Origin of the sequence: Pseudomonas sp. NFXW11 (assembly GCF_049887815.1) — a bacterium.
Taxonomy (GTDB): Bacteria; Pseudomonadota; Gammaproteobacteria; order Pseudomonadales; family Pseudomonadaceae; genus Aquipseudomonas.
The window spans coordinates 118,989-143,405 of the sequence record NZ_JAGEKI010000001.1 but is presented as its reverse complement, the minus strand read 5'-3'; the positions used below and the strand labels follow the sequence as shown (position 1 = coordinate 143,405).

General features: G+C 64.6%; 23 protein-coding genes. 16 read left to right on the top strand and 7 right to left on the bottom strand.

Annotation, left to right across the window (positions count from 1 at the left end; all coding sequences use genetic code 11):
• The first annotated feature begins 24 nt into the window (after positions 1–24).
• From paaK to nhaB, 10 genes are all read left to right on the top strand, one after another.
• A complete protein-coding gene (gene paaK, locus J4P02_RS00630) occupies positions 25–1,344 on the top strand; it encodes a phenylacetate--CoA ligase PaaK (protein ID WP_426186556.1) in 1,320 nt (439 codons plus the stop codon).
• Between the two features lie 176 nt (positions 1,345–1,520).
• On the top strand, positions 1,521–2,510 hold the full coding sequence (gene paaA / locus J4P02_RS00625; protein ID WP_426186554.1) for a 1,2-phenylacetyl-CoA epoxidase subunit PaaA: 990 nt from the start codon (positions 1,521–1,523) through the stop codon (positions 2,508–2,510).
• 31 nt (positions 2,511–2,541) lie between these two features.
• Positions 2,542–2,823, top strand: coding sequence for a 1,2-phenylacetyl-CoA epoxidase subunit PaaB (gene paaB, locus J4P02_RS00620; protein ID WP_426186551.1), 282 nt, complete (start codon positions 2,542–2,544; stop codon positions 2,821–2,823).
• 8 nt (positions 2,824–2,831) lie between these two features.
• Positions 2,832–3,593 (top strand): 1,2-phenylacetyl-CoA epoxidase subunit PaaC, encoded by a 762-nt coding sequence (gene paaC / locus J4P02_RS00615; RefSeq protein WP_426186548.1) that lies wholly within the window; start codon positions 2,832–2,834, stop codon positions 3,591–3,593.
• Positions 3,580–4,110 carry a 1,2-phenylacetyl-CoA epoxidase subunit PaaD gene (gene paaD, locus J4P02_RS00610; RefSeq protein WP_426186545.1) on the top strand — a complete coding sequence of 177 codons (531 nt, stop codon included), beginning with the start codon at positions 3,580–3,582 and terminating at the stop codon, positions 4,108–4,110. Before paaC ends, paaD begins: the two co-directional genes overlap by 14 nt.
• A 29-nt stretch (positions 4,111–4,139) precedes the next feature.
• Positions 4,140–5,216 (top strand): 1,2-phenylacetyl-CoA epoxidase subunit PaaE, encoded by a 1,077-nt coding sequence (gene paaE / locus J4P02_RS00605; RefSeq protein WP_426186542.1) that lies wholly within the window; start codon positions 4,140–4,142, stop codon positions 5,214–5,216.
• Positions 5,217–5,279: 63 nt separating this feature from the next.
• Complete coding sequence (locus J4P02_RS00600; protein WP_426186539.1) at positions 5,280–5,588, top strand: DUF485 domain-containing protein; 309 nt, start codon at positions 5,280–5,282, stop codon at positions 5,586–5,588.
• On the top strand, positions 5,585–7,231 hold the full coding sequence (locus J4P02_RS00595) for a cation acetate symporter (protein WP_426186536.1): 1,647 nt from the start codon (positions 5,585–5,587) through the stop codon (positions 7,229–7,231). The genes J4P02_RS00600 and J4P02_RS00595 overlap by 4 nt, the downstream gene beginning before the upstream one ends.
• Before the next feature lie 61 nt (positions 7,232–7,292).
• Entirely contained in the window at positions 7,293–9,347 is a 2,055-nt protein-coding gene (gene paaZ / locus J4P02_RS00590; protein ID WP_426186533.1) for a phenylacetic acid degradation bifunctional protein PaaZ, read from the top strand.
• A gap of 264 nt (positions 9,348–9,611) precedes the next feature.
• A complete protein-coding gene (gene nhaB, locus J4P02_RS00585; protein WP_426186530.1) occupies positions 9,612–11,114 on the top strand; it encodes a sodium/proton antiporter NhaB in 1,503 nt (500 codons plus the stop codon).
• A 111-nt stretch (positions 11,115–11,225) separates the two neighbouring features.
• On the opposite strand, the gene zwf is transcribed toward nhaB, so the two are convergent.
• Together zwf and gnd are read right to left on the bottom strand one after the other, a co-directional pair.
• Positions 11,226–12,743 (bottom strand): glucose-6-phosphate dehydrogenase, encoded by a 1,518-nt coding sequence (gene zwf / locus J4P02_RS00580; protein WP_426186527.1) that lies wholly within the window; start codon positions 12,741–12,743, stop codon positions 11,226–11,228.
• On the bottom strand, positions 12,740–13,720 hold the full coding sequence (gene gnd, locus J4P02_RS00575) for a phosphogluconate dehydrogenase (NAD(+)-dependent, decarboxylating) (RefSeq protein WP_426186524.1): 981 nt from the start codon (positions 13,718–13,720) through the stop codon (positions 12,740–12,742). Before gnd ends, zwf begins: the two co-directional genes overlap by 4 nt.
• Positions 13,721–14,258: 538 nt before the next feature.
• On the opposite strand from gnd, the gene J4P02_RS00570 reads away from it, so the two are divergent.
• The 5 genes from J4P02_RS00570 to J4P02_RS00550 all read left to right on the top strand — a co-directional run bounded on the left by J4P02_RS00570 (position 14,259) and on the right by J4P02_RS00550 (position 19,327).
• Positions 14,259–14,441 carry a DUF6026 family protein gene (locus J4P02_RS00570; protein WP_426186521.1) on the top strand — a complete coding sequence of 61 codons (183 nt, stop codon included), beginning with the start codon at positions 14,259–14,261 and terminating at the stop codon, positions 14,439–14,441.
• Positions 14,442–14,676: 235 nt separating this feature from the next.
• The gene (locus tag J4P02_RS00565; protein ID WP_426186518.1) at positions 14,677–16,419 is read left to right on the top strand and encodes a phosphoethanolamine transferase CptA; all 1,743 of its coding nucleotides are present in this window, start codon (positions 14,677–14,679) and stop codon (positions 16,417–16,419) included.
• Between the two features lie 268 nt (positions 16,420–16,687).
• Positions 16,688–16,912, top strand: coding sequence for a hypothetical protein (locus J4P02_RS00560; protein WP_426186515.1), 225 nt, complete (start codon positions 16,688–16,690; stop codon positions 16,910–16,912).
• Between the two features lie 316 nt (positions 16,913–17,228).
• Positions 17,229–17,903 (top strand): heavy metal response regulator transcription factor, encoded by a 675-nt coding sequence (locus tag J4P02_RS00555; RefSeq protein WP_426186512.1) that lies wholly within the window; start codon positions 17,229–17,231, stop codon positions 17,901–17,903.
• Positions 17,900–19,327 (top strand): heavy metal sensor histidine kinase, encoded by a 1,428-nt coding sequence (locus J4P02_RS00550; protein WP_426186509.1) that lies wholly within the window; start codon positions 17,900–17,902, stop codon positions 19,325–19,327. Before J4P02_RS00555 ends, J4P02_RS00550 begins: the two co-directional genes overlap by 4 nt.
• Before the next feature lie 54 nt (positions 19,328–19,381).
• Here J4P02_RS00550 and J4P02_RS00545 read toward each other — a convergent pair whose 3' ends face one another.
• From J4P02_RS00545 to speB, 5 genes are all read right to left on the bottom strand, one after another.
• Complete coding sequence (locus tag J4P02_RS00545; RefSeq protein ID WP_426186506.1) at positions 19,382–19,873, bottom strand: GNAT family N-acetyltransferase; 492 nt, start codon at positions 19,871–19,873, stop codon at positions 19,382–19,384.
• A gap of 116 nt (positions 19,874–19,989) precedes the next feature.
• Positions 19,990–21,150: a cell division protein ZapE gene (gene zapE, locus J4P02_RS00540; protein ID WP_426186503.1), complete on the bottom strand. Its 1,161-nt coding sequence runs from the start codon at positions 21,148–21,150 to the stop codon at positions 19,990–19,992.
• A 115-nt stretch (positions 21,151–21,265) separates the two neighbouring features.
• On the bottom strand, positions 21,266–21,607 hold the full coding sequence (locus tag J4P02_RS00535) for a nuclear transport factor 2 family protein (RefSeq protein WP_426186501.1): 342 nt from the start codon (positions 21,605–21,607) through the stop codon (positions 21,266–21,268).
• 51 nt (positions 21,608–21,658) lie between these two features.
• Positions 21,659–22,375 carry a helix-turn-helix transcriptional regulator gene (locus J4P02_RS00530; RefSeq protein WP_426186498.1) on the bottom strand — a complete coding sequence of 239 codons (717 nt, stop codon included), beginning with the start codon at positions 22,373–22,375 and terminating at the stop codon, positions 21,659–21,661.
• 83 nt (positions 22,376–22,458) lie between these two features.
• Positions 22,459–23,418 (bottom strand): agmatinase, encoded by a 960-nt coding sequence (gene speB, locus J4P02_RS00525; RefSeq protein ID WP_426186495.1) that lies wholly within the window; start codon positions 23,416–23,418, stop codon positions 22,459–22,461.
• Between the two features lie 97 nt (positions 23,419–23,515).
• Between speB and J4P02_RS00520 the strand changes: the two genes are divergently transcribed.
• The gene (locus tag J4P02_RS00520) at positions 23,516–24,409 is read left to right on the top strand and encodes a LysR family transcriptional regulator (RefSeq protein WP_426186493.1); all 894 of its coding nucleotides are present in this window, start codon (positions 23,516–23,518) and stop codon (positions 24,407–24,409) included.
• Positions 24,410–24,417 lie beyond the last annotated feature (8 nt).

Genomic DNA, 24,417 nt, shown 5'->3' with positions numbered 1-24,417 from the left:
GACAACAACAATCAGAGTGAAACCATGACCATGCCCATTGCCACAAGCGTGCCCGCCACAGCGCTGGACCCGCTGGAAACCGCCAGCATCGACCAACTGCGCCAGCACCAGCTGCAACGCCTGCGCTGGAGCCTGGATCACGCCTACCACAAGGTGCCGCTGTACCGTCAGCGCTTCGACGCCCTGGGCATCCATCCCCAGGACATCCGCCAGCTCGACGACCTGGCGCAACTGCCCTTCACCACCAAGGCCGACCTGCGGGACCACTACCCCTACGGCATGTTCGCCGTGCCCATGCAGGAAGTGGTGCGCCTGCATGCCTCCAGCGGCACCACCGGCAAGCCCACGGTGGTGGGCTACACCCGCAACGACATCGACACCTGGGCCCAGGTGGTGGCCCGGTCGATCCGTGCCGCCGGCGGCCGCCCCGGCGACAAGGTGCAGATCTCCTACGGCTATGGCCTGTTCACCGGCGGCCTGGGGGCGCACTACGGTGCCGAGCGCCTGGGCTGCACGGTGATCCCCATGTCCGGCGGCCAGACTGAAAAGCAGGTGCAACTGCTCAAGGACTTCCAGCCGGACATCATCATGGTCACGCCTTCCTACATGCTCAACCTGGCCGACGAGATCGAACGCCAGGGCCTCGACCCGCACCGCCTGGCCCTGCGCCTGGGGATCTTCGGCGCCGAGCCCTGGACCGACGAGCTGCGCAGCGCCATCGAGCAGCGCCTGGGCATCAGCGCCCTGGATATCTACGGCCTGTCGGAGATCATCGGCCCCGGGGTGGCCATGGAATGCGCCGAGACCCGCGACGGCCCGACCCTCTGGGAAGACCACTTCTATCCCGAGATCATCGATCCCCACAGCGGCCAGGTACTGCCCGACGGCGAAATGGGCGAACTGGTGCTCACCTCGCTGACCAAGGAAGCCCTGCCGATGATCCGCTACCGCACCCGCGACCTGACCCGGCTGCTGCCCGGCACGGCGCGGCCCATGCGGCGTATAGACAAGATCACCGGGCGCAGCGACGACATGCTGATCATTCGCGGGGTCAACCTGTTTCCCACCCAGGTGGAGGAGCAAGTGCTGAAAGTCGAGCAACTGGCGCCCTGCTACGAGATCCACCTGTATCGCCACGGCAACCTCGACAGCGTCGATATCCACGTCGAACTGAAGAACGAGCACCAGCATCTGCAGGACGAACAGCAACGGAGCATCTGCAGCGAACTGAGCCGGCACATAAAAAATCACATCGGCATCAGCTCACGTATCGTTTTGCAGCCGCCCTACAGCCTCAAGCGTTCCGAAGGCAAGGCCGCCCGGGTCATCGACAAACGCCAGTGATTCTGGCCGTAGAAAGAGCCCCGTGATCACGGGGCTTTTTTCTGCCCTTCGCGCTCATCGACGAGCAAAGCGATACACAAATCAATATGACACCATTTTTAGTGTTTGATATTTATTTGCGTATCACATATAACCTTTCAACGGCTCACCCACACCCGCAACCCGGGAGGCATTCCATGTACGCACAGTTGGTAGAAACGGGGGTCAAGCGCATCACGCCGCTCGAGGAAATGTCCGAGCAGGAGCGCAGCTTCCAGGAAAAGATCGATGCAGAAATCAAGATCGAGGCCAAGAACTGGATGCCCGAGGCCTATCGCCGGACGCTGATCCGGCAGATTTCCCAGCACGCCCATTCAGAGATCGTCGGCATGCTGCCCGAAGGCAACTGGCTGACCCGCGCCCCGACCCTCAAGCGCAAGCTGCAACTGATGGCCAAGATCCAGGACGAGGCCGGTCACGGCCTGTACCTGTACAGCGCCATGGAAACCCTGGGCGCCAACCGCGACGAAGAAGTCGCCCGGCTGCACAGCGGCCAGGCCAAGTACTCGAGCATCTTCAACTACCCGACCCTGAACTGGGCCGACATGGGTGCCATCGGCTGGCTGGTGGACGGCGCCGCCATCGTCAACCAGGTGGTGCTGCAGCGCACCTCCTACGGCCCCTACGCCCGGGCCATGGTGCGCATCTGCAAGGAAGAGAGCTTCCACCAGCGCCAGGGCTACGAAATCCTCCTCGGCATGATGCGCGAGGGCAACCAGGCACAGAAGGACATGGTCCAGGACGCCATCAATCGCCTCTGGTGGCCGGCCCTGATGATGTTCGGCCCCAGCGACGCCGACTCCCCCAACAGCGCCCAATCCATGGCCTGGAAGATCAAGCGCCAGAGCAACGACGAACTGCGCCAGCGCTTCGTCGACCAGACCATCCCGCAGCTGGAGCTGCTGGGCTGCACCTGCCCCGATCCGGCCGTGCGCTGGAACGCCGAACGCGGCCACTACGATTTCGGCGAGATCCACTGGCAAGAGTTCTACGAAGTGCTCAAGGGCAATGGCCCCTGCAACGAGGAACGCCTGGAAACCCGCCGCCAGGCCATCGAGGACGGCGCCTGGGTCAGGGCCGCCGCCGTGGCCCATGCACGCAAGCAACAGAACAAGAACGCCGCCTGAAGGCGCGCCCGCCTGATCTGGAGTCAAGACCATGAACCAATGGACCCTCTACGAAGTTTTCGTGCGCAGCAAGCACGGCCTCAATCACAAGCATGTGGGCAGCGTGCACGCCGCCGACCACGCCATGGCCATGGCCAACGCCCGCGACCTCTACACCCGCCGCAGCGAAGGCGTGAGCCTGTGGGTGGTGCCCTCGGCGCAGATCATCGCCTCCTCCCCGGACGACAAGGAGCCGCTGTTCGACCCGGCGGACGACAAGGTCTACCGCCACGCCAGCTTCTATCCGCTGCCCCCTGAAGTCGGACACATGTGAGGCCCGCCATGAACCCTGCAAGCGATCTGCCCGAATACCTGCTGCGCCTGGGCGACAGCGCCCTGATCCAGGGCCAGCGATTGTGCGAATGGTGCGGCCGGGCGCCGGCCCTGGAAGAGGAACTGGCCCTGCTCAATGTCGGCCTCGACCTGGTGGGGCAGGCTCGCAACTGGCTGGACTACGCCGCCGAGTTGCTGGCCGACGGCCGCGACGCCGACCACCTGGCCTTTCGCCGCGATGAACGGGCCTACCGCAACCTGCTGCTGGTGGAACAGCCCAACGGCGATTTCGCCGTGACCATGCTCAAGCAGTTCTTCTACGACGCCTGGCACCTGGCGACCCTTGAGGGCCTGGTCTCCTCCAGTGACCCGCGGGTGGCCGGCATTGCCGCCAAGGCCCTCAAGGAGGTCACCTACCACCTGCGCCGCTCCAGTGAATGGGTCGAACGCCTGGGGGACGGCACCGAGGAAAGCCGGCGACGCATGCTCCAGGCCATCCCCCGGCTATGGCGCTTTACCGGTGAGCTGGTGGCTCCGCATGCCGCCGAGACGCGGTTGCACCAGGCCGGTGTGCTGGCCGCCCCGGCCCAGGTGGCCGACAGCTGGCAGGCCACGCTGCACGCGGTGTTCGCCCGGGCCAGCCTGACGCCGCCCGAAGCCCCCAGCCACTTCTACCTGGATGCCCGCCAGGGCCTGCACAGCGAGCACCTGGGGCCGCTGCTGGCGCAAATGCAAGCACTGCCGCGAGCCTATCCCGATGCGGTCTGGTGAGCTGATCGGCAGCGACCTCGGCGCCCGCGACCTGCAGCCCGGCGACCTGGAGCGGGCCTGGGCCGCCCTGGACCAGGTCATGGACCCGGAAGTGCCAGTGGTCAGCGTGCTGGACCTGGGCATAGTCCGCGACCTGGCCTGGCACCAGGGCCACCTGCAGGTGGCCGTGACCCCGACCTACTCCGGCTGCCCGGCCACCGAGGTGATCGAGAGCGACATCCGCCAGGCCCTGGAACAGGCCGGCTTCAAGGCGCCGCGACTGCTGCGCCAGTTGACTCCGGCCTGGACCACCGACTGGATCAACCAGCGCGGCCGCCAGCGCCTGCAGCAGTACGGCATCGCGCCACCGTCCGGCAGCAGCAAGCGCAGCCTGCTGGGCGAAGCGCCCGCAGTGCACTGCCCGCAATGCGGCAGCGCCGACAGCCAGCGCCTCAGCGAATTCGGCTCCACCGCCTGCAAGGCCCTGTATCGCTGCCGCGCCTGCCTGGAGCCCTTCGACTACTTCAAGTGCATCTGAGCGGCCTGACGCTCAAGGGGAGAACCATCATGAGCCAGTTTCATCGCCTGACCATCAAGGATGTACGCCACGAAACCCGCGACGCGGTGTCCATCGCCTTCGAGATTCCCCAGTCGTTGCAACAGCAGTTCCACTTCACCCAGGGCCAGCACCTGGTGCTGCGGGCCCATCTGGCGGGCGAGGAAGTGCGTCGCTCCTATTCCATTTGCAGCGGGGTCAACGATGGCGAGCTGCGGGTGGCGGTAAAACGGGTGGCCGGCGGGCGCTTCTCGGCCTACGCCAACGAACAGCTCAAGCCAGGGCAGAGCCTGGAGGTCATGGCCCCGGCCGGGCGCTTCCATGTGCCGCTGGACCCGGCGCGCCGCGGTCAGTACCTGGCGGTGGCGGCCGGCAGCGGCATCACGCCGATCCTCTCGATCATCAAGAGCACCCTGGAAAACGAGCCGCTGAGCCAGGTGACCCTGGTCTACGGCAACCGCTCCAGCGCCTCGACCCTGTTCCGTGAACAGTTGGCCAACCTGAAGAACCGCTACCTGCAACGCCTGAACCTGGTGCTGGTATTCAGCCGCGAGCAGCAGGACATCGACCTCTACAACGGCCGGATCGACGCCACCAAGTGCCAACAGTTGTTTGCCCGCTGGCTGGCCGTCGACCAGCTGGACGCGGCCTTTATCTGCGGCCCCCAGGCCATGAGCGAAACCGTGCGCGACAGCCTCAGGGCCAGTGGCATGGCCGCCGAGCGCATTCACTGCGAACTGTTCCTGGCCGCCGGCGACAACCGCAAGCGCGAGGCCCGGGAAACTGCCCGGGCCCTCGACCCGCAGTTGAGCCAGGTCACCCTGATCCGCGATGGCCGGGCCCTGGCCTTCGAGCTGCCGCGCAACAGCCTGAGCCTGCTGGATGCTGGCAATGCCCAGGGCGCCGACCTGCCCTACTCGTGCAAGGCCGGGGTCTGCTCCACCTGCAAGTGCAAGGTGATCGAAGGCGAAGTGGAAATGGACAGCAACCACGCCCTGGAAGACTACGAAGTGGCGGCCGGCTACATCCTTTCCTGCCAGTCCTTCCCCCTCAGCGAGCGGCTGGTACTGGACTTCGACCAGCCCTGAAGCCCCACAACAACAACAACAACAACAACAACAACAACAACAACAACAAGAGAGAACCGTGCCATGACTCCGCAACAGATCGAGCACATCACCCGCCACCCGGATTTCATCCAGCTGGTGCGGCGCAAGCAGCGCCTGTACTGGTCCCTGACCCTGATCATGCTCCTGGCCTACTACGGTTTCGTGCTGCTGGTGGCCTTCCACCCCGGCCTGCTGGGGCGCTCGCTGTCCGGCGGCGCCACCAGCATCGGCATGCCGGTGGGCGTGGCGATGATTGTGCTGGCCATCGCCCTCACCGGCTTCTATGTGCACTACAGCAACCGCCGGCTCGATCCGCTGAACGCCCGGCTCAAGCGCGAGTGCCAGTCATGAAGCGCGGTGCAGGGATGCTCCTGCTACCCGGCCTGCTGGCCAGCGACCTGGCCCTGGCGGCCGACGCAGGGTCGCGGCCATTGAACTGGAACGCCATCGGCATGTTCCTGGTGTTTGTCCTGCTGACCCTCGGCATCACCCGCTGGGCCGCCCTGCGCACCCGCTCCGCCCGCGACTTCTATACCGCAGGTGGCGGCATGAGCGGCCTGCAGAATGGCCTGGCGATCGCCGGCGACATGATCTCCGCGGCGTCCTTCCTCGGCATCTCGGCGATGATGTTCCTCAACGGCTATGACGGCCTGCTGTATGCCCTGGGGGTCCTGGCCGGCTGGCCGATCATCCTGTTCCTGATCGCCGAGCGCCTGCGCAACCTGGGCACCTACACCTTCGCCGACGTGGTTTCCTACCGCCTGGCGCAGACCCCGGTGCGCCTGACCTCGGCCTTCGGCACCCTGACCGTGGCGCTGATGTACCTGGTGGCGCAGATGGTCGGCGCCGGCAAGCTGATCGAGCTGCTGTTCGGCATCAGCTACCTGTACGCGGTCACCCTGGTGGGCTTGCTGATGGTCTGCTACGTGGCCTTCGGCGGCATGCTGGCCACCACCTGGGTGCAGATCATCAAGGCGGTGATGCTGCTGGCAGGCACCAGCTTCATGGCCTTCATGGTGCTCAGGCATTTCGGTTTCAGCAGCGAGGCGCTGTTCGCCCAGGCCAGCGCGGTGCACGCCAAGGGCAGCGCGATCATGGCCCCGGGCGGGCTGCTGTCGAACCCGGTCGATGCCATTTCCCTGGGGCTGGGCATGATGTTCGGCACCGCCGGGCTGCCGCATATCCTGATGCGTTTCTTCACCGTCAGCGACGCCCGGGAAGCGCGCAAGAGCGTGTTCTACGCCACCGGTTTCATCGGCTACTTCTACCTGCTGCTGATCGTCATCGGCTTCGGCGCCATCATCATGGTCGGCACCGAGCCCGAATACCGCGACGCCAGCGGCGCAATCATCGGCGGCGCCAATATGATCGCCGTGCACCTGGCCCAGGCCGTGGGTGGCAACCTGTTCCTGGGGTTCATCTCGGCCGTGGCCTTCGCCACCATCCTGGCGGTGGTGGCCGGGCTGGCGTTGTCCGGCGCCTCGGCGGTGTCCCACGACCTGTATGCCTGCGTGCTGCGCAAGGGCCAGGCCGGCGCCCGCGAGGAAATGCGCGTCTCGCGCATCGCCACCCTGGTGATCGGCGCCCTGGCGGTATTGCTCGGGCTGCTGTTCGAGTCGCAGAACATCGCCTTTCTCTCGGGGCTGGTACTGGCCATCGCCGCTTCGGTGAATTTCCCGGTGCTGTTTCTCTCGATGTTCTGGAAGGGCCTGACCACCCGTGGCGCGGTGTGCGGCAGCCTGGCAGGGTTGCTCTCGGCGATTGTGCTGCTGATCCTCAGCCCGGTGGTCTGGGTCAACCTGCTGCAGCATCCCCAGGCGCTGTTCCCCTACTCCAACCCGGCGCTGTTTTCCATGAGCCTGGCGTTCTTCTGCGCCTGGGCCTGTTCCGTCAGCGACCGCTCGCCCCGGGCCGAACTGGAACGCGGGCGCTACCAGGCGCAGTTCATCCGTTCCATGACCGGTATCGGCGCCGTCGGTGCCAGCCATCACTGATCCACCGCCGAATGCGGATAACGCCGCATTCGGCCTCGACCTACCCCGCGGAGAATTTCCCATGCCACAGCCTTCCATCCTGCAAAGCTTGATCGCCGGTCGCTGGGTCGGCCAGCACCCGGCCCAGTCCCTGCGCAGCGCCATCGACGGGCGCGAGGTCGCCCGCACCCATGAAGAACCGCTGGATTTCGCTGAGGCCCTGGAGCATGGCCGCCAGCACGGCAGCCGCGCCCTGCAGGCCCTGGACTTCCAGCAGCGGGCGCGCTGCCTCAAGGCCCTGGCGCTGTATCTGGCCGAGCACAAGGAGCAGCTCTATGCCCTGTCCCACCACAGCGGCGCCACCCGCGCCGACAGCTGGATCGATATCGAGGGCGGCAACGCCACCCTGTTCAGCTACGCCGGCCTCGGCGCCCGTGAACTGCCCTCGGGCAACCTGCTGCACGAAGGGCCGGCAATGCCCCTGAGCAAGCTCGGCAGCTTCGCCGGCAGCCATATCCTGGTGCCCCGTGGCGGCGTGGCGGTGCATATCAACGCCTTCAACTTTCCCATCTGGGGCATGCTGGAAAAGTTCGCCCCGTGCTTCCTGGCCGGCATGCCCTGCATCGTCAAGCCGGCCAGCGCCACCAGCTACCTGACCGAAGCGGCGGTGCGCCTGATGCACCAGTCCGGGCTGTTGCCCACCGGCAGCCTGCAACTGGTGATCGGCAGCAGCGGCGACCTGCTGGACCGCCTGCAAGGCCAGGACCTGGTGACCTTCACCGGCTCCGCGCAGACTGCCGCCACGCTGCGGGCCAACCCCAACCTGATCCGCCATTCGGTGCCCTTCAATGCCGAGGCCGATTCGCTGAACTGCGCGATCCTGGCCCCGGACGTCACCCCGGAGCAGCCGGAGTTCGAACTGTTCATCAAGGAGGTGGTGCGGGAAATGACGGTCAAGGCCGGGCAGAAATGCACCGCCATTCGCCGCGCCCTGGTGCCGGCCAAGCAACTGGACGCCGTGGCGGCGGGCCTGCGCGAGCGCCTGGCCAAGGTAGTGGTTGGCGATCCGTCGCTGGAGGGCGTGCGCATGGGGGCCCTGGCCTCCCACGAGCAACAGCGGGATGTGGCCGCGCGCCTGGAAAGCCTTCTGCACAGCAGCGACCTGCTGTTCGGCGCCCGGGACGGTTTCGAGCCCCGCGGCACTAACGTCGACCAGGGCGCCTTCTTCGCTCCGACCCTGTTGCTGTCCCGTGATCCGCTGGCCGCGGGCGGCGCCCACGATATCGAGGCCTTTGGCCCGGTCAGCACCCTGATGGCCTACGACGACCTGGAGCAGGCCTTGGACCTGGCCGCCCGGGGCAAGGGCAGCCTGGTGGCCAGCCTGGTCACCGCCGACCCGAAAATCGCCGCCCAGGTCGTGCCCCGGGCAGCGGCCTGGCATGGCCGCTTGCTGGTGCTCGATCGCGAGTGCGCCGCCGAGTCCACCGGCCATGGCTCGCCGCTGCCACAGCTCAAGCACGGCGGCCCGGGGCGCGCCGGCGGCGGCGAGGAGCTCGGCGGTTTGCGGGCGGTCAAGCACTACCTGCAACGAGCGGCGATCCAGGGCTCGCCAAGCATGCTGGCGGCCATCACTGGCGAGCACATCCGCGGCGCCCGGGTCATCGAAACCGAGGTTCACCCCTTCCGCCGGCACTTCCAGGACCTGCGCATCGGCGAATCCCTGCTGACCCACAGGCGTACCGTGACCGAGGCCGACCTGGTGAACTTCGGCTGCCTGTCGGGTGACCACTTCTATATGCACTTCGATGAAATCGCCGCCAAGGACTCGCAATTCGGCAAGCGCATCGCCCATGGCTACTTCGTGCTGTCGGCGGCGGCCGGGCTGTTCGTCTCCCCTGGGCCGGGGCCAGTGCTGGCCAACTATGGCCTCGACACCCTGCGCTTTATCAACCCGGTGGGCATTGGCGACACCCTGCAGGCGCGGCTGACCTGCAAGCGCAAGATCGACCAGGGCAAGCAAAGCCCCCAGGGCACCCCGCAGGGCGTCGTGGCCTGGGATGTGGAAGTCAGCAACCAGTTGGGCGAGCTGGTGGCCAGCTACGACATCCTGACCCTGGTGGCCAAGCGAGCAGACTGACAGCCGCCCTTCTACACAAGCTACCCCGGCGGCACCACATTCGTAGGAGCGGGCTTGCCCGCGAAGGCGTCCCTGAGCTTTGTGCAACTCTTGCGGGCCTCTTCGCCGGCAAGCCGGCTCCTACGTGGGTTCTGCGGGGTCGTCGCGGGGTCGTCGCGCCGATTACATGGGAGGGCGATAATTGTGGCAAAAGATTTCATTGTTTCTTGATTCTCGATCCGCCATGCGGCAAGTTGCGCGCTTCTTATATTCCAGGAGCAGCCCATGTCCGGCTCAATGGCCCAGGCGTTCGCGCACAATTTTCTTGGCCACTCCCCCCGCTGGTACAAGGCAAGCATCATTGCCTTCCTGCTGCTCAACCCGCTGCTGTTCTTCTGCGTCAGCCCGGCGGCGGCCGGTTGGTGCCTGGTGGTCGAGTTCATCTTCACCCTGGCCATGGCCCTCAAATGCTATCCGCTGATGCCCGGCGGCCTGCTGCTGGTGGAGGCGCTGCTGCTGGGCATGGCCACGCCCCAGGCGCTGTACGACGAACTGGTGCACAACTTTCCGGTGATCCTGCTGCTGATGTTCATGGTGGCCGGCATCTATTTCATGAAGGAACTGCTGCTGTTCCTGTTCTCCCGGTTGTTGCTGGGGGTGCGTTCCAAGGCCCTGCTGAGCCTGCTGTTCTGCTTTCTCTCGGCCTTTCTCTCGGCCTTTCTCGATGCCCTGACCGTCACCGCGGTGATCATCAGCGCCGCCGTGGGTTTCTATTCGGTGTACCACCGGGTGGCCTCCGGCAACGATCCGCGCCAGGACAGCAGCTACGGCGACGATCAGCAACTGCCAACCTTGCACCACCAGGACCTGGAGCAGTTCCGCGCCTTCCTGCGCAGCCTGCTGATGCACGGCGCCGTGGGCACCGCCCTGGGCGGCGTGTGCACCCTGGTGGGCGAGCCACAGAACCTGCTGATCGGCCATGAAATGGGCTGGCACTTCGCCGACTTCCTGACCAAGGTGGCGCCGGTTTCGCTGCCGGTGCTGGCCGCCGGGCTGATCACCTGCGTACTGCTGGAGAAGCTGCGCTGGTTCGGCTACGGCACCCTGCTGCCGGACAATGTGCGCCAGGTGCTGGCCAACTACGCCGCCGAAGACGATGCCCAGCGCAGCGCCCGACAACGTGCAGCACTGCTGGTGCAGGGCCTGGCGGCGCTGATCCTGATTCTCGGCCTGGCCCTGCATGTGGCCGAAGTCGGGCTGATCGGCCTGTTGGTAATAGTGCTGATCACCGCCTTCACCGGCATCACCGACGAACACCGCCTGGGCAACGCCTTCAAGGACGCCATGCCCTTCACCTCGTTGCTGGTGGTGTTTTTCGCCGTGGTCGCGGTGATTCATCAGCAGCAGCTGTTCGTGCCGCTGATTCACTGGGTGCTGGCCCTGCCGGCGGACCAGCAACCAGGCATGCTGTTCATCGCCAACGGCCTGCTGTCGGCCATCAGCGACAATGTGTTCGTCGCCACCATCTATATCACTGAGGTGAAACAGGCCTTCGCCGCCGGCTTGATGAGCCGCGAACACTTCGAGACCCTGGCCATCGCCATCAATACCGGCACCAACCTGCCCAGCGTCGCCACCCCCAATGGCCAGGCGGCCTTCCTGTTCCTGCTGACCTCGGCGATTGCACCGCTGGTGCGCCTGTCCTATGGCCGGATGGTGTGGATGGCCCTGCCCTACACGGTGGTGATGGGCCTGTTGGGCTGGTACGCGGTGAGCTACTGGCTGTAGGCACAAGCGGCGCTCGGGGCCATCGACGCTGCAGCAGCTAGCGCCGGATGGCCGGTGCCGCGCGGTCTTCCGGGTTGCAGCCGTTGATACCCAGGCCTGGCGCCTGTCCCTTTACCCCAGGGCCCGCCACACCCGGCCATCACGGGCCAGCAGTTCATCGCCGGCCTGTGGACCGTCGGCGCCCGCCGGGTAGTTTTCCACCCGGGCGTCCTCCTTCCAGGCGTCGAGGAACGGCTGCACCGCACGCCAGCCGTTCTCGATATTGTCGGCCCGCTGAAACAGCGTCTGGTCGCCGATCAGGCAGTCATAGATCAGGGTTTCGTAGCCGGTGGACGGCTGCATCTCGAAGAAATCCCGGTAGGCAAAACCCAGCTCGATATTGGCCATGTCCAGGCTCGGCCCGGGCTTTTTCGCCAGCAGGTCGAACCACATGCCCTCATTGGGCTGGATCTGGATCCGCAGGTAGGTCGGCTGCAGGCGCTCGACCTCGGTGTCGCGGAACTGCGCATAGGGCGCCGGCTTGAAGCAGATGACGATCTCGGTATCGCGGATGCTCATGCGCTTGCCGGTACGCAGGTAGAATGGCACGCCGACCCAGCGCCAGTTGTCGATCATCACCTTGAGCGCGACATAGGTCTCGGTGTTGCTGTCAGGCGCCACATTGGCTTCCTCGCGGTAACCCGCCAGGGGTTTGCCGGCCACTTCGCCCGCAGCGTATTGGCCACGCACCGAGTTGGCCCGGGCCTCTTCCAGCGACCAGGGGCGGATCGCCCCCACCACCTTGGCCTTTTCTCCGCGCACCGCATCGGCGCCGAAGGCCGCAGGGGGCTCCATGGCCACCATCGCCAGCAGCTGGAACAGGTGGTTGGGCACCATGTCACGCAGGGCGCCGGTGTGTTCATAAAAGCTGCCACGGGTTTCCACCCCGACGGTTTCCGCCGCAGTGATCTGCACGTGGTCGATGTAATGGTTATTCCAGAAGGCCTCGAACAGGCTGTTGGAAAAACGGCTGACCAAGATGTTCTGGACGGTTTCCTTGCCCAGGTAATGGTCGATGCGATAGATCTGTTTCTCGCTCATGACCTTGAGCAGGCAGGCGTTGAGGGTCTCGGCGGTTTGCAGGTCGGAACCGAAGGGTTTTTCGATCACCACCCGGCGAAAGGCCTCGGGCCCCTCCTCCAGCAACCCCGCAGCCCCCAGGCGCTGCACCACCTCACTGAAGAAACGCGGCGCGGTGGCCAGGTAGAACACCGCATTGCCGGTGCCGCTGGCGGCGATTCGCGCCGCCAGTTCAGCGTAGGTGGAGGGGTCCTGGAAGTCGCCCTGGACATAACTGATGCCCCGGGTCAGGCGGGCCCAGACGGCGGCGTCCAGCGCGGCCCCCTGGCCCTGCTTGCCCAGTACCTGATCGCGAAGGAAGTCTTCCAGCAAGCCAACGAACTGCTGGTCGCTCAGGGCGTTGTGGTCAACCCCGACAATCCGCAGTCCCTCGTCCAGCAGGCCGTCGCGGCTCAGGTTGTACAGCGCCGGCATCAGCAGGCGCTTGACCAGATCACCACGGGCACCGAACAGGAACAGCGTGGTCGCCGGCGCTGGCAACGCCTTGGACTTCTTTCGCGTAGCGGTCATTTCTTGGGAGTCTCCACATGGCCGCCAAAGCCGAAGCGCATGGCCGACAGCACCTTGTCACCGTAGGTGCCCTGGCCGCGGGAGCGATAGCGGGAAAACAGCGAGTTGGACAGCACCGGTACCGGCACCGCTTGTTCCATGGCGGCCTCGATGGTCCAGCGCCCTTCGCCACTGTCGGCCACCGAACCGGAGAAACCATCGAGCTTGGGATCGCTGGCCAGGGCATCGGCGGTAAGGTCCAGCAACCAGGAGGAAACCACGCTGCCACGGCGCCAGACTTCGGCGATATCCGCCACATTGAGGTCGAAACGCTGGTCTTCCGGCAGCAGCTCCGACGACTTGGTCTTAAGAATGTCGAAGCCCTCGGCGAAGGCCTGCATCATGCCGTACTCGATGCCGTTGTGGATCATCTTGACGAAGTGCCCGGCACCGGCGGGGCCGGCGTGGATATAGCCACGCTCGGCACGGTCATCGGCGGCCACCCGGTCCTTGGTCCGGGGAATGTCGCCCATGCCCGGGGCCAGGGCGGCAAACAGCGGGTCCAGGCGCAGCACTTCGGCAGCGTCGCCGCCGATCATCATGCAATAGCCGCGCTCCAGGCCCCAGACACCGCCGGATGTCCCCACATCTATATACTTCAGGCCCTTTTGCGCCAGGTCCCGGGCGCGGCGAATGTCGTCCTTGTAGTAGGTGTTGCCACCGTCGATGATCACATCCCCCGGTTCCAGCAACTGGCTCAGGGTGTCGATGGTCTCTTCGGTGGGCGCGCCGGCCGGCAGCATCACCCACACCGCGCGGGGTGCGTCCAGGCCTGCCACCAGGGCCGGCAGGTCGGCAACGCCCTTGGCGCCTTCAGCGGCCAGGGTGCTGACGAAATCGCCGTTGCGGTCAAAGACCACGGTCTCGTGCCCATTGAGCATCAGGCGCCGTGCAATATTGCCGCCCATGCGGCCCAGTCCAATAATCCCCAGTTGCATGTGCTGATGCTCCTACTGCAAAAAATTCAAATCAAAAATAGGTGGCCCGTCGGGCCGGGTGCCGCTTCAAGGGACGCAACTATACAAGGCAAAATGCCCCAAGACAGCGCAATCTTCTGACCAAAGAACAGTTTCTGCCGTCGACTGCGCTGAAGAAGCCGTGCAAACGCCCGAACTGGCAGGGTCAGATTGAAGATTAGTCCCAAGGCTGCCCATGAAGTTTCCCAAGCATTGGCTGGATATCGACACCCATCACCTGCAGGACACAGCGACCCCGGAAAATAAATAAGTTCCCTTTGCTGGAAAAATAAATAAAATTGCCGCGTATCAGGCTGCGTGAAAACGTCACGAGTGAAGACAAGACAAGGCAAAAACAGGCGAGGAAGCGGAGTTTACTGGCTGTAAATGAGCATTCCGAGGCTGTTTTTAACGCAGTATTGTCAAACGCAGTAGTTTTCACACGGCCTGAGATGATGCCTGGCGCAAGGGATGCGGACAGCCAAGCATAGTTCAGAGCCGCCATTTGCGAGGTGAAGCAATGGGCACAGCACTACCGGCACGACCTGCACAGACCCTCTACGTCACTATCCGCCGTGACGAATTGCGCCAACTCCAGGAGCAACGCGACCAATTGCAACAAGAGCTCGCACAATTGCGCCAGCTGTTGCAGCACCAGGGCCTGGCACCCGCCCCCGCACTGCCGCGCCCCGTCGCACGCTGAACCTCGCCCCGAACGCAGGCCCGGCCTGCGTCCGCCTGTCTGCCCTGGCTGCCTGGGCGCCCTTATCGGCAATCAGCCAGAACGTACAAAATAGCTACGCCAGGTCGACAAACTTTTCACATGTATCTGTTGATACTCCCGGCCATTGTGGCCGCCATGCAGTTCTCGGCGGCCGTCATTTGCCGCGCCGCCTCGGCGCACGATGATCACGGTTTCCCGGGGGAGCACACTGATAATGGCTTTGTTCAAGCGCAGCGCTACGACTGCGAAGGGTTTTGACTGGATGGGCCTGCTCTGGCAGTTCCTGTTCTTCTGGTACTTCTCCGGCATCACCCAACTGCTGATCCAACTCACCGACACTTCGGGCTTCACCGGCTTTCGCCAAGCCTTCTTCATGAGTGCCCTCTGGCTTGCGCCGATGCTGCTGTTCCCCAGGCAGAGTCGAGTCATGGCTGCGGTGATAGGCGTGGTGCTCTGGCTGTGCTCCATGGCCAGCCTGGGCTACTTCTTCGTCTACCAGCAGGAATTCTCGCAAAGCGTCATCTTCATCATGTTCGAGTCCAATCCCTCGGAAGCCGCCGAGTACCTGACTCAATACTTCGCCTGGTGGATGCTCCTGGCATTTCTTGCCCACAGCGCCCTGGCCTTCTTCCTCTGGACCCGCGTACGCCCGGTCTACCTGCCACGCTTGCAGGCCCTGGCGGCCGCAGTGGCGATTCTGGTGGCCGTCGTTGGTTATCCACTGGTCAAGCAGTTGTCGCGTACCGACAACCTCAGCGATGGCCTGGAGAAATTCGAAACTCGCATCGAGCCTGCCGTGCCCTGGCAGATGGTGATTGCCTATCGTCGCTACCGCGAACAGCTGGACAACATGCAAGGCATGCTCGACAGCGTGAGCAAAATCCCGCCCTTGACCAATCTCAAGGACAGCATGGCCAACCAGCCGGCGACCCTGGTGCTGGTAATCGGCGAATCCACCAACCGCCAGCGCATGAGCCTCTACGGCTACCCGCGCCAGACCACCCCGGAACTGGACAAGCTCAAGGACCAGCTGGCGGTGTTCAACAATGTCATCACCCCGCGCCCCTACACCATCGAAGCGCTGCAACAGGTACTGACCTTCGCCGACGAAGAAAACCCCGACCTGTACCTCAAGACCCCGTCCCTGGTCAGCGTGATGAAGCAGGCCGGCTACAAGACCTACTGGATCACCAACCAGCAGACCATGACCAAGCGCAACACCATGCTCACCACCTTCTCCGAGCAGGCGGACGAGCAGGTGTACCTGAACAACAACCGCAACCAGAACGCCCGCCAATATGACGGCGATGTGCTCGAGCCCTTCAGCAAGGCCCTGGCCGACAGTGCCCCACGCAAGTTCATCGTGGTGCACCTGCTGGGCACCCATATGAGCTACCAGTACCGCTACCCGCCGAGCTTCGACAAATTCACCGATCGCCAGGGCGTGCCGGACGGCGTGCATGACGATCAGTTGCCGACCTACAACAGCTACGACAACGCGGTGCTGTACAACGATTTCGTGGTTTCCAGCCTGATCAAGGATTACGCCAAGACCGACCCCAACGGCTTCTTGCTGTACCTTTCGGACCACGGCGAAGATGTCTTCGACTCTGCCGGGCACGACACCCTGGGGCGTAACGAAGGCAAGCCGACGGCGCCGATGTATACCATTCCGTTCATGGCCTGGGCCTCACCGAAATGGCGTGAGAGCCACAACTGGAGCTTTGCTTCCGACCTCAGCCGGCCCTACAGCAGCTCGCAGCTGGTGCACACCTGGGCCGACCTCGCGGGCCTGAGCTTCGATCAGCTGGACCGCAGCCGCAGCCTGGTCAGCGACAGCTTCAAGCCGCGACCGCTGCTGATCGGCGACCCCTATGGCCGCCAGAGCAAACCGCTGATCGATTTCAGCCTGATCAAGCCCAAGGCCCCTGGCGACACCGCCGTGGTCAAGCAGTAGGAACCGGCTTGCCAGCGAAGGGCCCGCAAGCCTTGTGTCGATCTTGCGGACGCCTTCGCGGGCAAGCCCGCTCCTACGCCATCCCTGGAACAACACGCCTCTTGTTAGGAGCCGGCAAAAAGGGCCCGCTGTCATATCCTGTCAAAGATGTAATTTCCCCTTCAGGCTGTCGTTAACCCTCACTTAATAGACTTCGGCAAGACTTCCCACCTCGCTTGTTGTGCAGGGATGGAACAAGTACCGAACACTCTTAAGCAGGAAATACAGCATGAAACTCTCGACTCTCCTTCTCGGCGGCCTGGTTCTGGTCGGTTCCAGTGCAGCGTTTGCCGAAGGCGGTTCCGAACGCGTACAGCAGTTCTACGACAACTTCCGCGTCAGCCAGCAGCAAGTGCATGGCGATCAAAACCAGAACACCGCCAAAGCCGAACAACAGAAGGCCGACCCGCACTATTCCGCCTCGGACGCCCAGCAAAAGCAGCCCGACGCCTGATACTTCAGCCCAGCAAGACCCAGCCCCGACAACTGGCTCCGTTGTCGCCACTGGATGTTTGGCGCCCTCTCGGGCGCCTTTTTCATGGTCCTTGGCAAGGCTTTTCTAACAGCCCGATGAGCGGCGAATGACAACTTTGTCATCGCGCCCCACAACACCCGCAGCTCCACTAGCATGGCCAGCCCACGGCCTTTGCAGCCAGCGGAGCAGCCCAATCTATTGAATTGCCTGCCTTATTTTCTTGACCCTATAGTTACTTCAGGCTTCATCCTCCCGGGATTCAAGAACATTCGCCGTACTCGAAGAGGAACTTGCCATGCGCATCCTGGTGGTTGAAGACGAACCCAAGACCGCGGCCTACCTGCACCAGGGCCTGAGTGAAAGCGGCTATGTGGTCGATCGCGCCGACAATGGCCTGGATGGCTTGCACCTGATCCGGCAACAGGCTTACGAATTGGTGATCCTGGATATCAACCTGCCCGGCCAGGATGGCTGGCAGGTGCTGCAACAGATGCGCGGCCAATCTTCGGCGCGGGTCATGCTGCTGACCGCTCGCGGGCGCCTGGAAGACAAGGTCAGGGGCCTGGACATGGGCGCCGATGACTACCTGGTCAAGCCCTTTCAATTTCCCGAGTTGCTGGCCCGGGTCCGCACCCTGATCCGCCGCAGTGAACCCCTGACCCCGACCCAGGTGTTGCAAGTGGCCGACCTGCAACTGGATCCACGTCGCCACCGCGCCTATCGCGGTACAAGGCGCATCGACCTGACCACCAAGGAATTCACCCTGCTGCATGTGCTGTTGCGCCACAGCGGCGAGGTACTGACCCGCACCCAGATCATCTCCCTGGTCTGGGACATGAATTTCGACTGCGACACCAATGTGGTGGAGGTTTCCATCAGCCGCCTGCGGGCCAAGATCGACGATGCCAGCGAGGTCAAGCTGATCCACACCCTGCGCGGCGTCGGCTACGTGCTGGAAGTGCGCCAATGAATCCGCCTGCGGCAAGGCCAGCCAACAGCAGCCTGTCGATGCGCCTGGGCCTCACCGTGAGCCTGATGGGCGCGGCCCTGGTGCTGCTGCTGGCGAGCCTGGCCTACCTGGCCCTGAGCCACGAGCTGGGCAGCCTGGCGCGCAAGAGCCTGGACAGCAAGCTGGAGCAGATCCAGCACAGCCTGTTCAGCGATCTCAAGAGCAGCGACCTGGCCGCTCACCCCCACGCCCTGCTGGACCTGGTGATGGGCCACGACAACCTGCAACTGAGCATCCTCGGCAGTGACCCCGCAGCCGAGCCCCTGCTGGAAGTCGGCGGCTTTGCCCGCCAGGCCTTGCCGCCACCTCTGCGCCAGAGCTCGGGCAGCGGCTACCGGGACTGGCGCGACAGCCGCGGCAAGCAGCTGCTCAGCGCGGTGCAACCCATGGGCCTGCGCAATGGCGAGCTGGTGCGGGTGGTGCTGAGCCTGGATCGCAGCAATGACCAGGCCCTGCTCAGCGCCTACCTGCGCTCCACCCTGATCGCCCTGCCACTGCTGTTGCTGCTGATCGGCATCGGCGCCTGGTGGCTGGTGCAACGCGGCCTGCTGCCGCTGCAGCAGTTCAGTCGGGTTGCGGCCAGGGTCAGCACCCAGGACCTGAGCCATCGCCTGAACCTTGCGCGCCTGCCCCGGGAACTGGCGGAACTGGGCCAGGGCATCAACGTCATGCTGCAGCGCCTGGATGGCGGTGTGCAGCGCCTGTCGCAGTTCTCCGACGACCTGGCCCACGAGCTGCGCTCGCCCATCAGCAACCTGATGGGCAAGGCCCAGGTGACCCTGTCCCGCGAGCGTCCGCCGGAAGAATACAAAGCCGTGCTGGAAGCCAGCATCGAGGAACTGGAGCGGGTCACGCGGATTGTCGCCGACATGCTGTTCCTGGCCCAGGTCAGCCAGCCAGCATCCCAGGCGCGCTTCACCCGCGTGGCCCTGGGTGAGGAAGCCCGGCGGGTGATGGAGCTGTTCGCCCTCTGTGCCGAGGACAAGCAACTGCAATTGCACCTGGACGGCGACGCCTGGGTCCTGGGCGATCGGCTGATGCTCCAGCGGGCGATTTCCAACCTGCTGTCCAATGCCATCCGCCACAGCCCCGAACACAGCTGCATCGAGCTGCGGATCGAGCGCCAGGAACAGACGGTGAGCCTGTGCGTGAGCAATCCCGGGCCGGGTATCGGCGCCAGCCACCTGCCCCACCTGTTCGAGCGCTTCTACCGGGTCGACAGCGGCCGCACCCGGGTCGAAGGCGGCACCGGCCTGGGCCTGGCGATCGTGCGCTCGATCATGACCCTGCATGGCGGGCGGGCCGAGGCCAGCAGCATTCCCCAGCAGCTGACCGAGTTCCGCCTGGTGTTCCCCAGGCTCGACCCGGCGCAGCAGGATCTCTAGCCCCGGGGCGTTGGCACCCGAGCCGGTGCCTCCATTCAAAACAGGGCTGAGGGGTTACAGGGCCTTGTTCCAGAACAGCATGCGACCATGGGCGGGATCGAGCATGGCGTCGGCAAAACCGCAGGCACGGTAGGCGGCCTGGGCCTGGGTATTGCCTTCCAGCACTTCCAGGGTGATCTTGCAGCAGCCGCGCTGACGGGCGATGTCCTCGACCTTCTGCAGCATGCGCTTGCTCAGGCCCTGGCCGCGAAAACTGTCGAGCACCACCACATCGTGGACATTCACCAGAGGCCGGCAGGCAAAGGTGGAAAAGCCTTCGAAGCAGTTCACCAGGCCCACCGGCTGACCGCCGGCAAACGCCAGCACGCTGAATGCCTGGGGACGCTTGGCCAGTTCCGCCGGCAGTTGCTGCAGCTGATCCGCGGCCAGGGCCTGAGCGCCGCCCATGGGGTCCTGTGCATAGTGATTGAGCAACACACCTATGGCTTCGGCATGCACCGGGTTGCTGTAACTGGCTTGCAGCACCACGACATCGGCAACGTCCATGTTCATCCTCGATCAACACTGTGAAAGTGAGCACTCAGGCTCAGGCAGCCTCGATTGTAGGCTGGGGGATTTGACCAAACGAAGATTTTTCGCCCGCGAGTGGCAGAAAATCCTAGCTATTGGCCGAGATCAACCACAGTCGGAAAGCCTTCCCCGGCCCGGGATGGGGCAAAGCGTTGCAGTTGCATCTCGCGCAGGCGGCTGAGGGTGCGGCGGAAGGGAAACTCCAGGTAACCCTCGGTGTACAGCTGCTCCATCGGCACCCTGGCCTCGATATACAGCGGCACCTGGCGGTCGTAGCACTCGTCTACCAACGCAATGAAACGGCGCACGCTGTCGTCATGGATCGACAGTTGCGGCAACTCGCGATCCCCCGCCTCGACCCGCTGGGCGCCGTCCTCGGTGCCACGGGCAATGCGTCCCGGGCGCCGACTGGCACTGAGGTTGGGCACCTCGCCCAGCAGAATCACCTTGAACCTGTCGCACAGGGCCATAAAGTCCATGGCCGCGAACGGCTGCTCGCACAGGTCGGCAAAACGACACCAGATCACCCCCTCGGCGGCCTTGATCACCCGCAGCGGACGGTAGCCGATCAGCAAGGGTTCAGTGGTCACCGCCTGGCCCCTGGCCAACTGGCGGAACAAGGGTTCCAGGGCACTGGGCTGGCCCTCGGCGCCGACCCAGTAACGCTGCGCCACAGTACCTGGGTGCAGGCGGTGGTCCTGCTCGCCGTCCACCGCCACCACCTGCATGTGCTGGCCGATGGCATGGATCGCCGGCAGGAAACGCTCACGGTTGAAGCCATCGGCATACAACTGCTCGGGGGGCTGGTTGGAGGTGCAGACCATCACCACGCCCTGCTCGAACATCACCTGGAACAGGCGGCCGAGGATGATCGCATCGCCGATATCGTTGACGAACAGCTCATCGAAACACAGCACCCGCACCTCTGCCGCCAACTCTCGGGCCAGGGCTTGCAGGGGGTCTGCGGTGCCGGTGAGCTGGAACGATCGCTGATGCACCCAGCCCATGAAATGGTGGAAATGCTGGCGCCGCGCCGGCACCCGCAGGCTCTGGTGAAACTGGTCCATGAGCCAAGTCTTGCCGCGCCCGACCGCGCCCCACAGGTACACCCCTTGCACGTCCTTGCGCCCTTGATGCAGGGCCTGATGACACTGCTGCAGGGCCAGCACCGCCCGTTCCTGGGCGGCATCGGCGACAAAGCCCTCCTGCTCCAGGGCATGCCGGTAGGCGCTCAGAGGGGAATCGAATGGCATGGGCGCAGGCCTCCTGGCAAAAAGGCCGAGTATGACAGGAGGGGCAGTTGCAAGCTGCAAGCTGCAAGCTTCAAGCTGCTAGCTCAAAGCTTGCCGCTTGAGGCTTATCTGTTTGTCAGCTGGAAATGTCCAGGCGCTCGATCTTGCCCTGGGGGTCCAGGCGGAAGGTGTAGCGCAGTGCCTGGGGGCTGCCGGGAAAGTCGCCGGAAATCAAGTTGTCCAGCAGCACTTTGCCGGTGCGTTGCTGCACCCCGAGGATCTCCAGCCGCGGGCGGTAGCGGCGCCCGGTGTCATCCATCCAGCGGGCGATGGCCTCGGGGCCCACGCGGTGTTCACGCTCATCGAAGACTTGCGCCTGGGCGGAGAAGATCGACGCGGCCCGGGAGCTGTCTCCGGCATTGGTGGCCGCCACATAGGCCATGATGGCCGGGGCCAGTGGAAGTTCGGTGGATGGCATGACAAAAGCTCCTTGGTGTCGATGGGCAGGCCATCTTAGGAGCCTCTCGCGTCATTTCCTGTCAGCAGTGAAACGCTTACCCTGCTCCTCTTGCAGGCGCTTGCGCCAGGTTCGCAGCCAGTCGCTGCGCCGACCCGGGTAGGCTTCGCCCTGCTCCCGGGCGGCGGCCACACGGTCGGTGCGGAAGGTCCGGTAGTCGGCGCGCAGTTCGCACCAGGCGACTATCACCCGGGCCTCGTTGAGAAAGCCCAGGGCCAGCGGCCAGATCAGACGCTGGCTGGGGGTCTGGTTGACGTCGGCGTAGTCGATCAGCAGCTTGGCCTGCTGGCGGATCGCCTGGCGGAACACATTCAACGACACCGGGTTATCGGGAAAACCATAACCCGCCGGCCCTGGCAGCAAGGTCGGGTTGCGCAGGGCATCCTGGGCCGCCGGGGCCAGCACCGCAGTGATTTTCGCCAGGGCATCGGCGGCGGCCTTGCTCAGCACCTCGTCGCCACGCTGGTCGACATAGTGCAAGCCCAGTACCACCGCCTCGGCTTCGTCGGCACTGAGCATCAGCGGCGGCAGGAACAGCCCGCTGCGCAGCACGTAGCCAATCCCGGCCTCGCCATAGATGGGCGCGCCCAGGGCACTGAGTTCGGCGATGTCGCGGTACAGGGTGCGCTCGGAAACCTCCAGTTCCGCCGCCAGGGTGGCAGCGGTGACGGGGCGACTCTTGCCCCGCAGCATTTGCAACAGGGTGAGTAAACGGCTGGCTCGCGACACCTTGGGTGAACTCCGGAAAAAACACCGGCGCAGGATACCAGAGCCTCCTGACAGAAATTGTCAGGAGGCTTGCAACGCCGCCGTCAGATGTCGACCTTATGCCGGGCGGCGTAGAGGCACAGCATCTCCATGGCCAGGGTGGCCCCCGCCAGGGAGGTGATCTCGGCGTGGTCGTAGGCCGGCGCCACTTCCACCAGGTCCATGCCCACCAGGTTGATCCCCCGCAGGCCACCCAGAATCTCCAGCGCCTGGGTGGTGCTCAGGCCGCCGCACACCGGGGTGCCGGTACCGGGGGCGAACGCCGGGTCGAGGCAATCGATATCGAACGTCAGGTACACCGGGTGATCGCCGACCCGCTGGCGAATCGCCGCGACTATCGCCTCGCAGCCCTGGCGATGAACCTGGCGCGCATCCAGCACCTGGAAGCCCTGGTGATCGTCATTGGTGGTGCGCAGGCCGATCTGCACCGAACGCGCCGGGTCCACCAGGCCTTCGCGGGCGGCATGCCAGAACATGGTGCCGTGGTCGATACGCTGGCCCTCTTCATCCGGCCAGGTGTCACTGTGGGCGTCGAAATGGATCAGCGCCAACGGGCCATGCCGGCGGTGATGGGCCTTGAGCAGCGGGTAGCTGATGAAGTGGTCACCGCCCAGGGTCAACATCCCGCAGCCGGCGTCGAGGATGCGTTGGGCATGGGCCTCGATGCGCTCCGGCACCGTTTGCGGGGTGCCGTGATCGAAGGCGCAATCGCCGTAGTCGATCACTGCCAGATGATCGAAGGGGTCGAACGCCCAGGGCCAGTGGCGTTCCCAGGCAATGCCGGCGGACGCAGCGCGAATTCCCCGTGGTCCGAAGCGCGCGCCAGGGCGGTTGGTGGTGGCGGTGTCGAACGGCACGCCGCTGACCACCAGGTCGACGCCGCGCAGGTCACGGCTGTAGCGCCGGCGCATGAAGCTGGTGATGCCGGCGTAGGTGGTTTCGGCCTGGGTGCCGTACAGGCTGTCGCGGGTCAGGGCTTGATCGTTGCGGTCAGCGATATCCATGGGTGTCTCCTCAGGGCAGTGGCGGCAGCTTGCCCGGGCCGCTACATTAGAAAAATTCCAAGCTTGTTACGCTGACATTCACCCGAGGTAATGTTTGATGTTGGGTCAACTGCATGATCTGGACCTGCAACTTTTACGGCTGTTCGTCAGCGTGGTGGAGTGCGGCGGCTTCAGCGCCGCCCAGGGCGAACTGGGGCTGAGCCAGTCGAGCATCAGCCAGCAGATGGCGCGCCTGGAAACCCGCCTTGGCTACCGCCTGTGCAGCCGTGGCAAGGCCGGCTTCAAGCTGACGCCCAAGGGCGAGCAACTGCTCAGTGCCACGCGCCCGCTGTTCGAATCCATCGAGGTGTTTCGCCATCAGTCCAACGGGGTCGCCGGGCGCCTGATTGGCGAGGTGCGGGTGGGGCTGTCGGAAGCCCTGGACCCTTCAGTGCTGCAAAAGGTCGCCACGGCGATCCGCCACTTTCGCCAGCGCGATGAATCGGTGCGGATCGAATTGATGAGTGCCATGCCTGGCGAAATGGAGCGCCTGCTGTTGCAGCAGCGCCTGGACCTGGCCATCGGCTATTTTTCCCAGGTGCAGCGGGCTTTCGACTACCGCCGCCTGTTCAGCGAGACCCAGCAACTGTACTGCGCGCTCGGTCACCCGCTGTTCGACGATCCGGCACCGGACCTTGATGCCCTGCACCGCGCCGACCGGGTGGACCACCCCTACCGCTTCCTGCGCGCCGACGAACCCTTCCAGGGTCAGCGCAGCTCGGCCCGGGCCGAACAGGTGGAAGGCACCTTGGCGTTCATCCTTTGCGCACGGCACATCGGCTACCTGCCCAGCCACTTCGCCCGCCCCTGGGTCGAGGCCGGGCAGCTCAAGGCGCTGTGTGCGGCGCAGTGCGACTTCGAGGTGGACTTTCACCTGGCCCGGCACCGCGCCCAGGTGCCCGGCGAGGCCCAGCAAGCCTTCGAGGAAGACCTGCTGCGGGCCTTTGCCTGAAAGCCTGC

Excerpts from the sequence above, each read along its gene's own strand:
- J4P02_RS00555 (WP_426186512.1), top strand. The coding sequence starts at position 17,229 with ATGCGCATCCTGGTGGTTGAAGACGAACCCAAGACCGCGGCCTACCTG.
- J4P02_RS00520 (WP_426186493.1), top strand. The coding sequence starts at position 23,516 with ATGTTGGGTCAACTGCATGATCTGGACCTGCAACTTTTACGGCTGTTC.
- zapE (WP_426186503.1), bottom strand. The coding sequence starts at position 21,150 with ATGCCATTCGATTCCCCTCTGAGCGCCTACCGGCATGCCCTGGAGCAG.
- J4P02_RS00565 (WP_426186518.1), top strand. The coding sequence starts at position 14,677 with ATGGCTTTGTTCAAGCGCAGCGCTACGACTGCGAAGGGTTTTGACTGG.
- paaB (WP_426186551.1), top strand. The coding sequence starts at position 2,542 with ATGAACCAATGGACCCTCTACGAAGTTTTCGTGCGCAGCAAGCACGGC.
- speB (WP_426186495.1), bottom strand. The coding sequence starts at position 23,418 with ATGGATATCGCTGACCGCAACGATCAAGCCCTGACCCGCGACAGCCTG.
- J4P02_RS00550 (WP_426186509.1), top strand. The coding sequence starts at position 17,900 with ATGAATCCGCCTGCGGCAAGGCCAGCCAACAGCAGCCTGTCGATGCGC.
- gnd (WP_426186524.1), bottom strand. The coding sequence starts at position 13,720 with ATGCAACTGGGGATTATTGGACTGGGCCGCATGGGCGGCAATATTGCA.
- J4P02_RS00595 (WP_426186536.1), top strand. The coding sequence starts at position 5,585 with ATGAAGCGCGGTGCAGGGATGCTCCTGCTACCCGGCCTGCTGGCCAGC.
- J4P02_RS00560 (WP_426186515.1), top strand. The coding sequence starts at position 16,688 with ATGAAACTCTCGACTCTCCTTCTCGGCGGCCTGGTTCTGGTCGGTTCC.
- zwf (WP_426186527.1), bottom strand. The coding sequence starts at position 12,743 with ATGACCGCTACGCGAAAGAAGTCCAAGGCGTTGCCAGCGCCGGCGACC.
- paaA (WP_426186554.1), top strand. The coding sequence starts at position 1,521 with ATGTACGCACAGTTGGTAGAAACGGGGGTCAAGCGCATCACGCCGCTC.
- paaE (WP_426186542.1), top strand. The coding sequence starts at position 4,140 with ATGAGCCAGTTTCATCGCCTGACCATCAAGGATGTACGCCACGAAACC.
- paaZ (WP_426186533.1), top strand. The coding sequence starts at position 7,293 with ATGCCACAGCCTTCCATCCTGCAAAGCTTGATCGCCGGTCGCTGGGTC.
- paaK (WP_426186556.1), top strand. The coding sequence starts at position 25 with ATGACCATGCCCATTGCCACAAGCGTGCCCGCCACAGCGCTGGACCCG.
- paaD (WP_426186545.1), top strand. The coding sequence starts at position 3,580 with ATGCGGTCTGGTGAGCTGATCGGCAGCGACCTCGGCGCCCGCGACCTG.
- nhaB (WP_426186530.1), top strand. The coding sequence starts at position 9,612 with ATGTCCGGCTCAATGGCCCAGGCGTTCGCGCACAATTTTCTTGGCCAC.
- J4P02_RS00570 (WP_426186521.1), top strand. The coding sequence starts at position 14,259 with ATGGGCACAGCACTACCGGCACGACCTGCACAGACCCTCTACGTCACT.
- J4P02_RS00545 (WP_426186506.1), bottom strand. The coding sequence starts at position 19,873 with ATGGACGTTGCCGATGTCGTGGTGCTGCAAGCCAGTTACAGCAACCCG.
- J4P02_RS00600 (WP_426186539.1), top strand. The coding sequence starts at position 5,280 with ATGACTCCGCAACAGATCGAGCACATCACCCGCCACCCGGATTTCATC.
- J4P02_RS00535 (WP_426186501.1), bottom strand. The coding sequence starts at position 21,607 with ATGCCATCCACCGAACTTCCACTGGCCCCGGCCATCATGGCCTATGTG.
- paaC (WP_426186548.1), top strand. The coding sequence starts at position 2,832 with ATGAACCCTGCAAGCGATCTGCCCGAATACCTGCTGCGCCTGGGCGAC.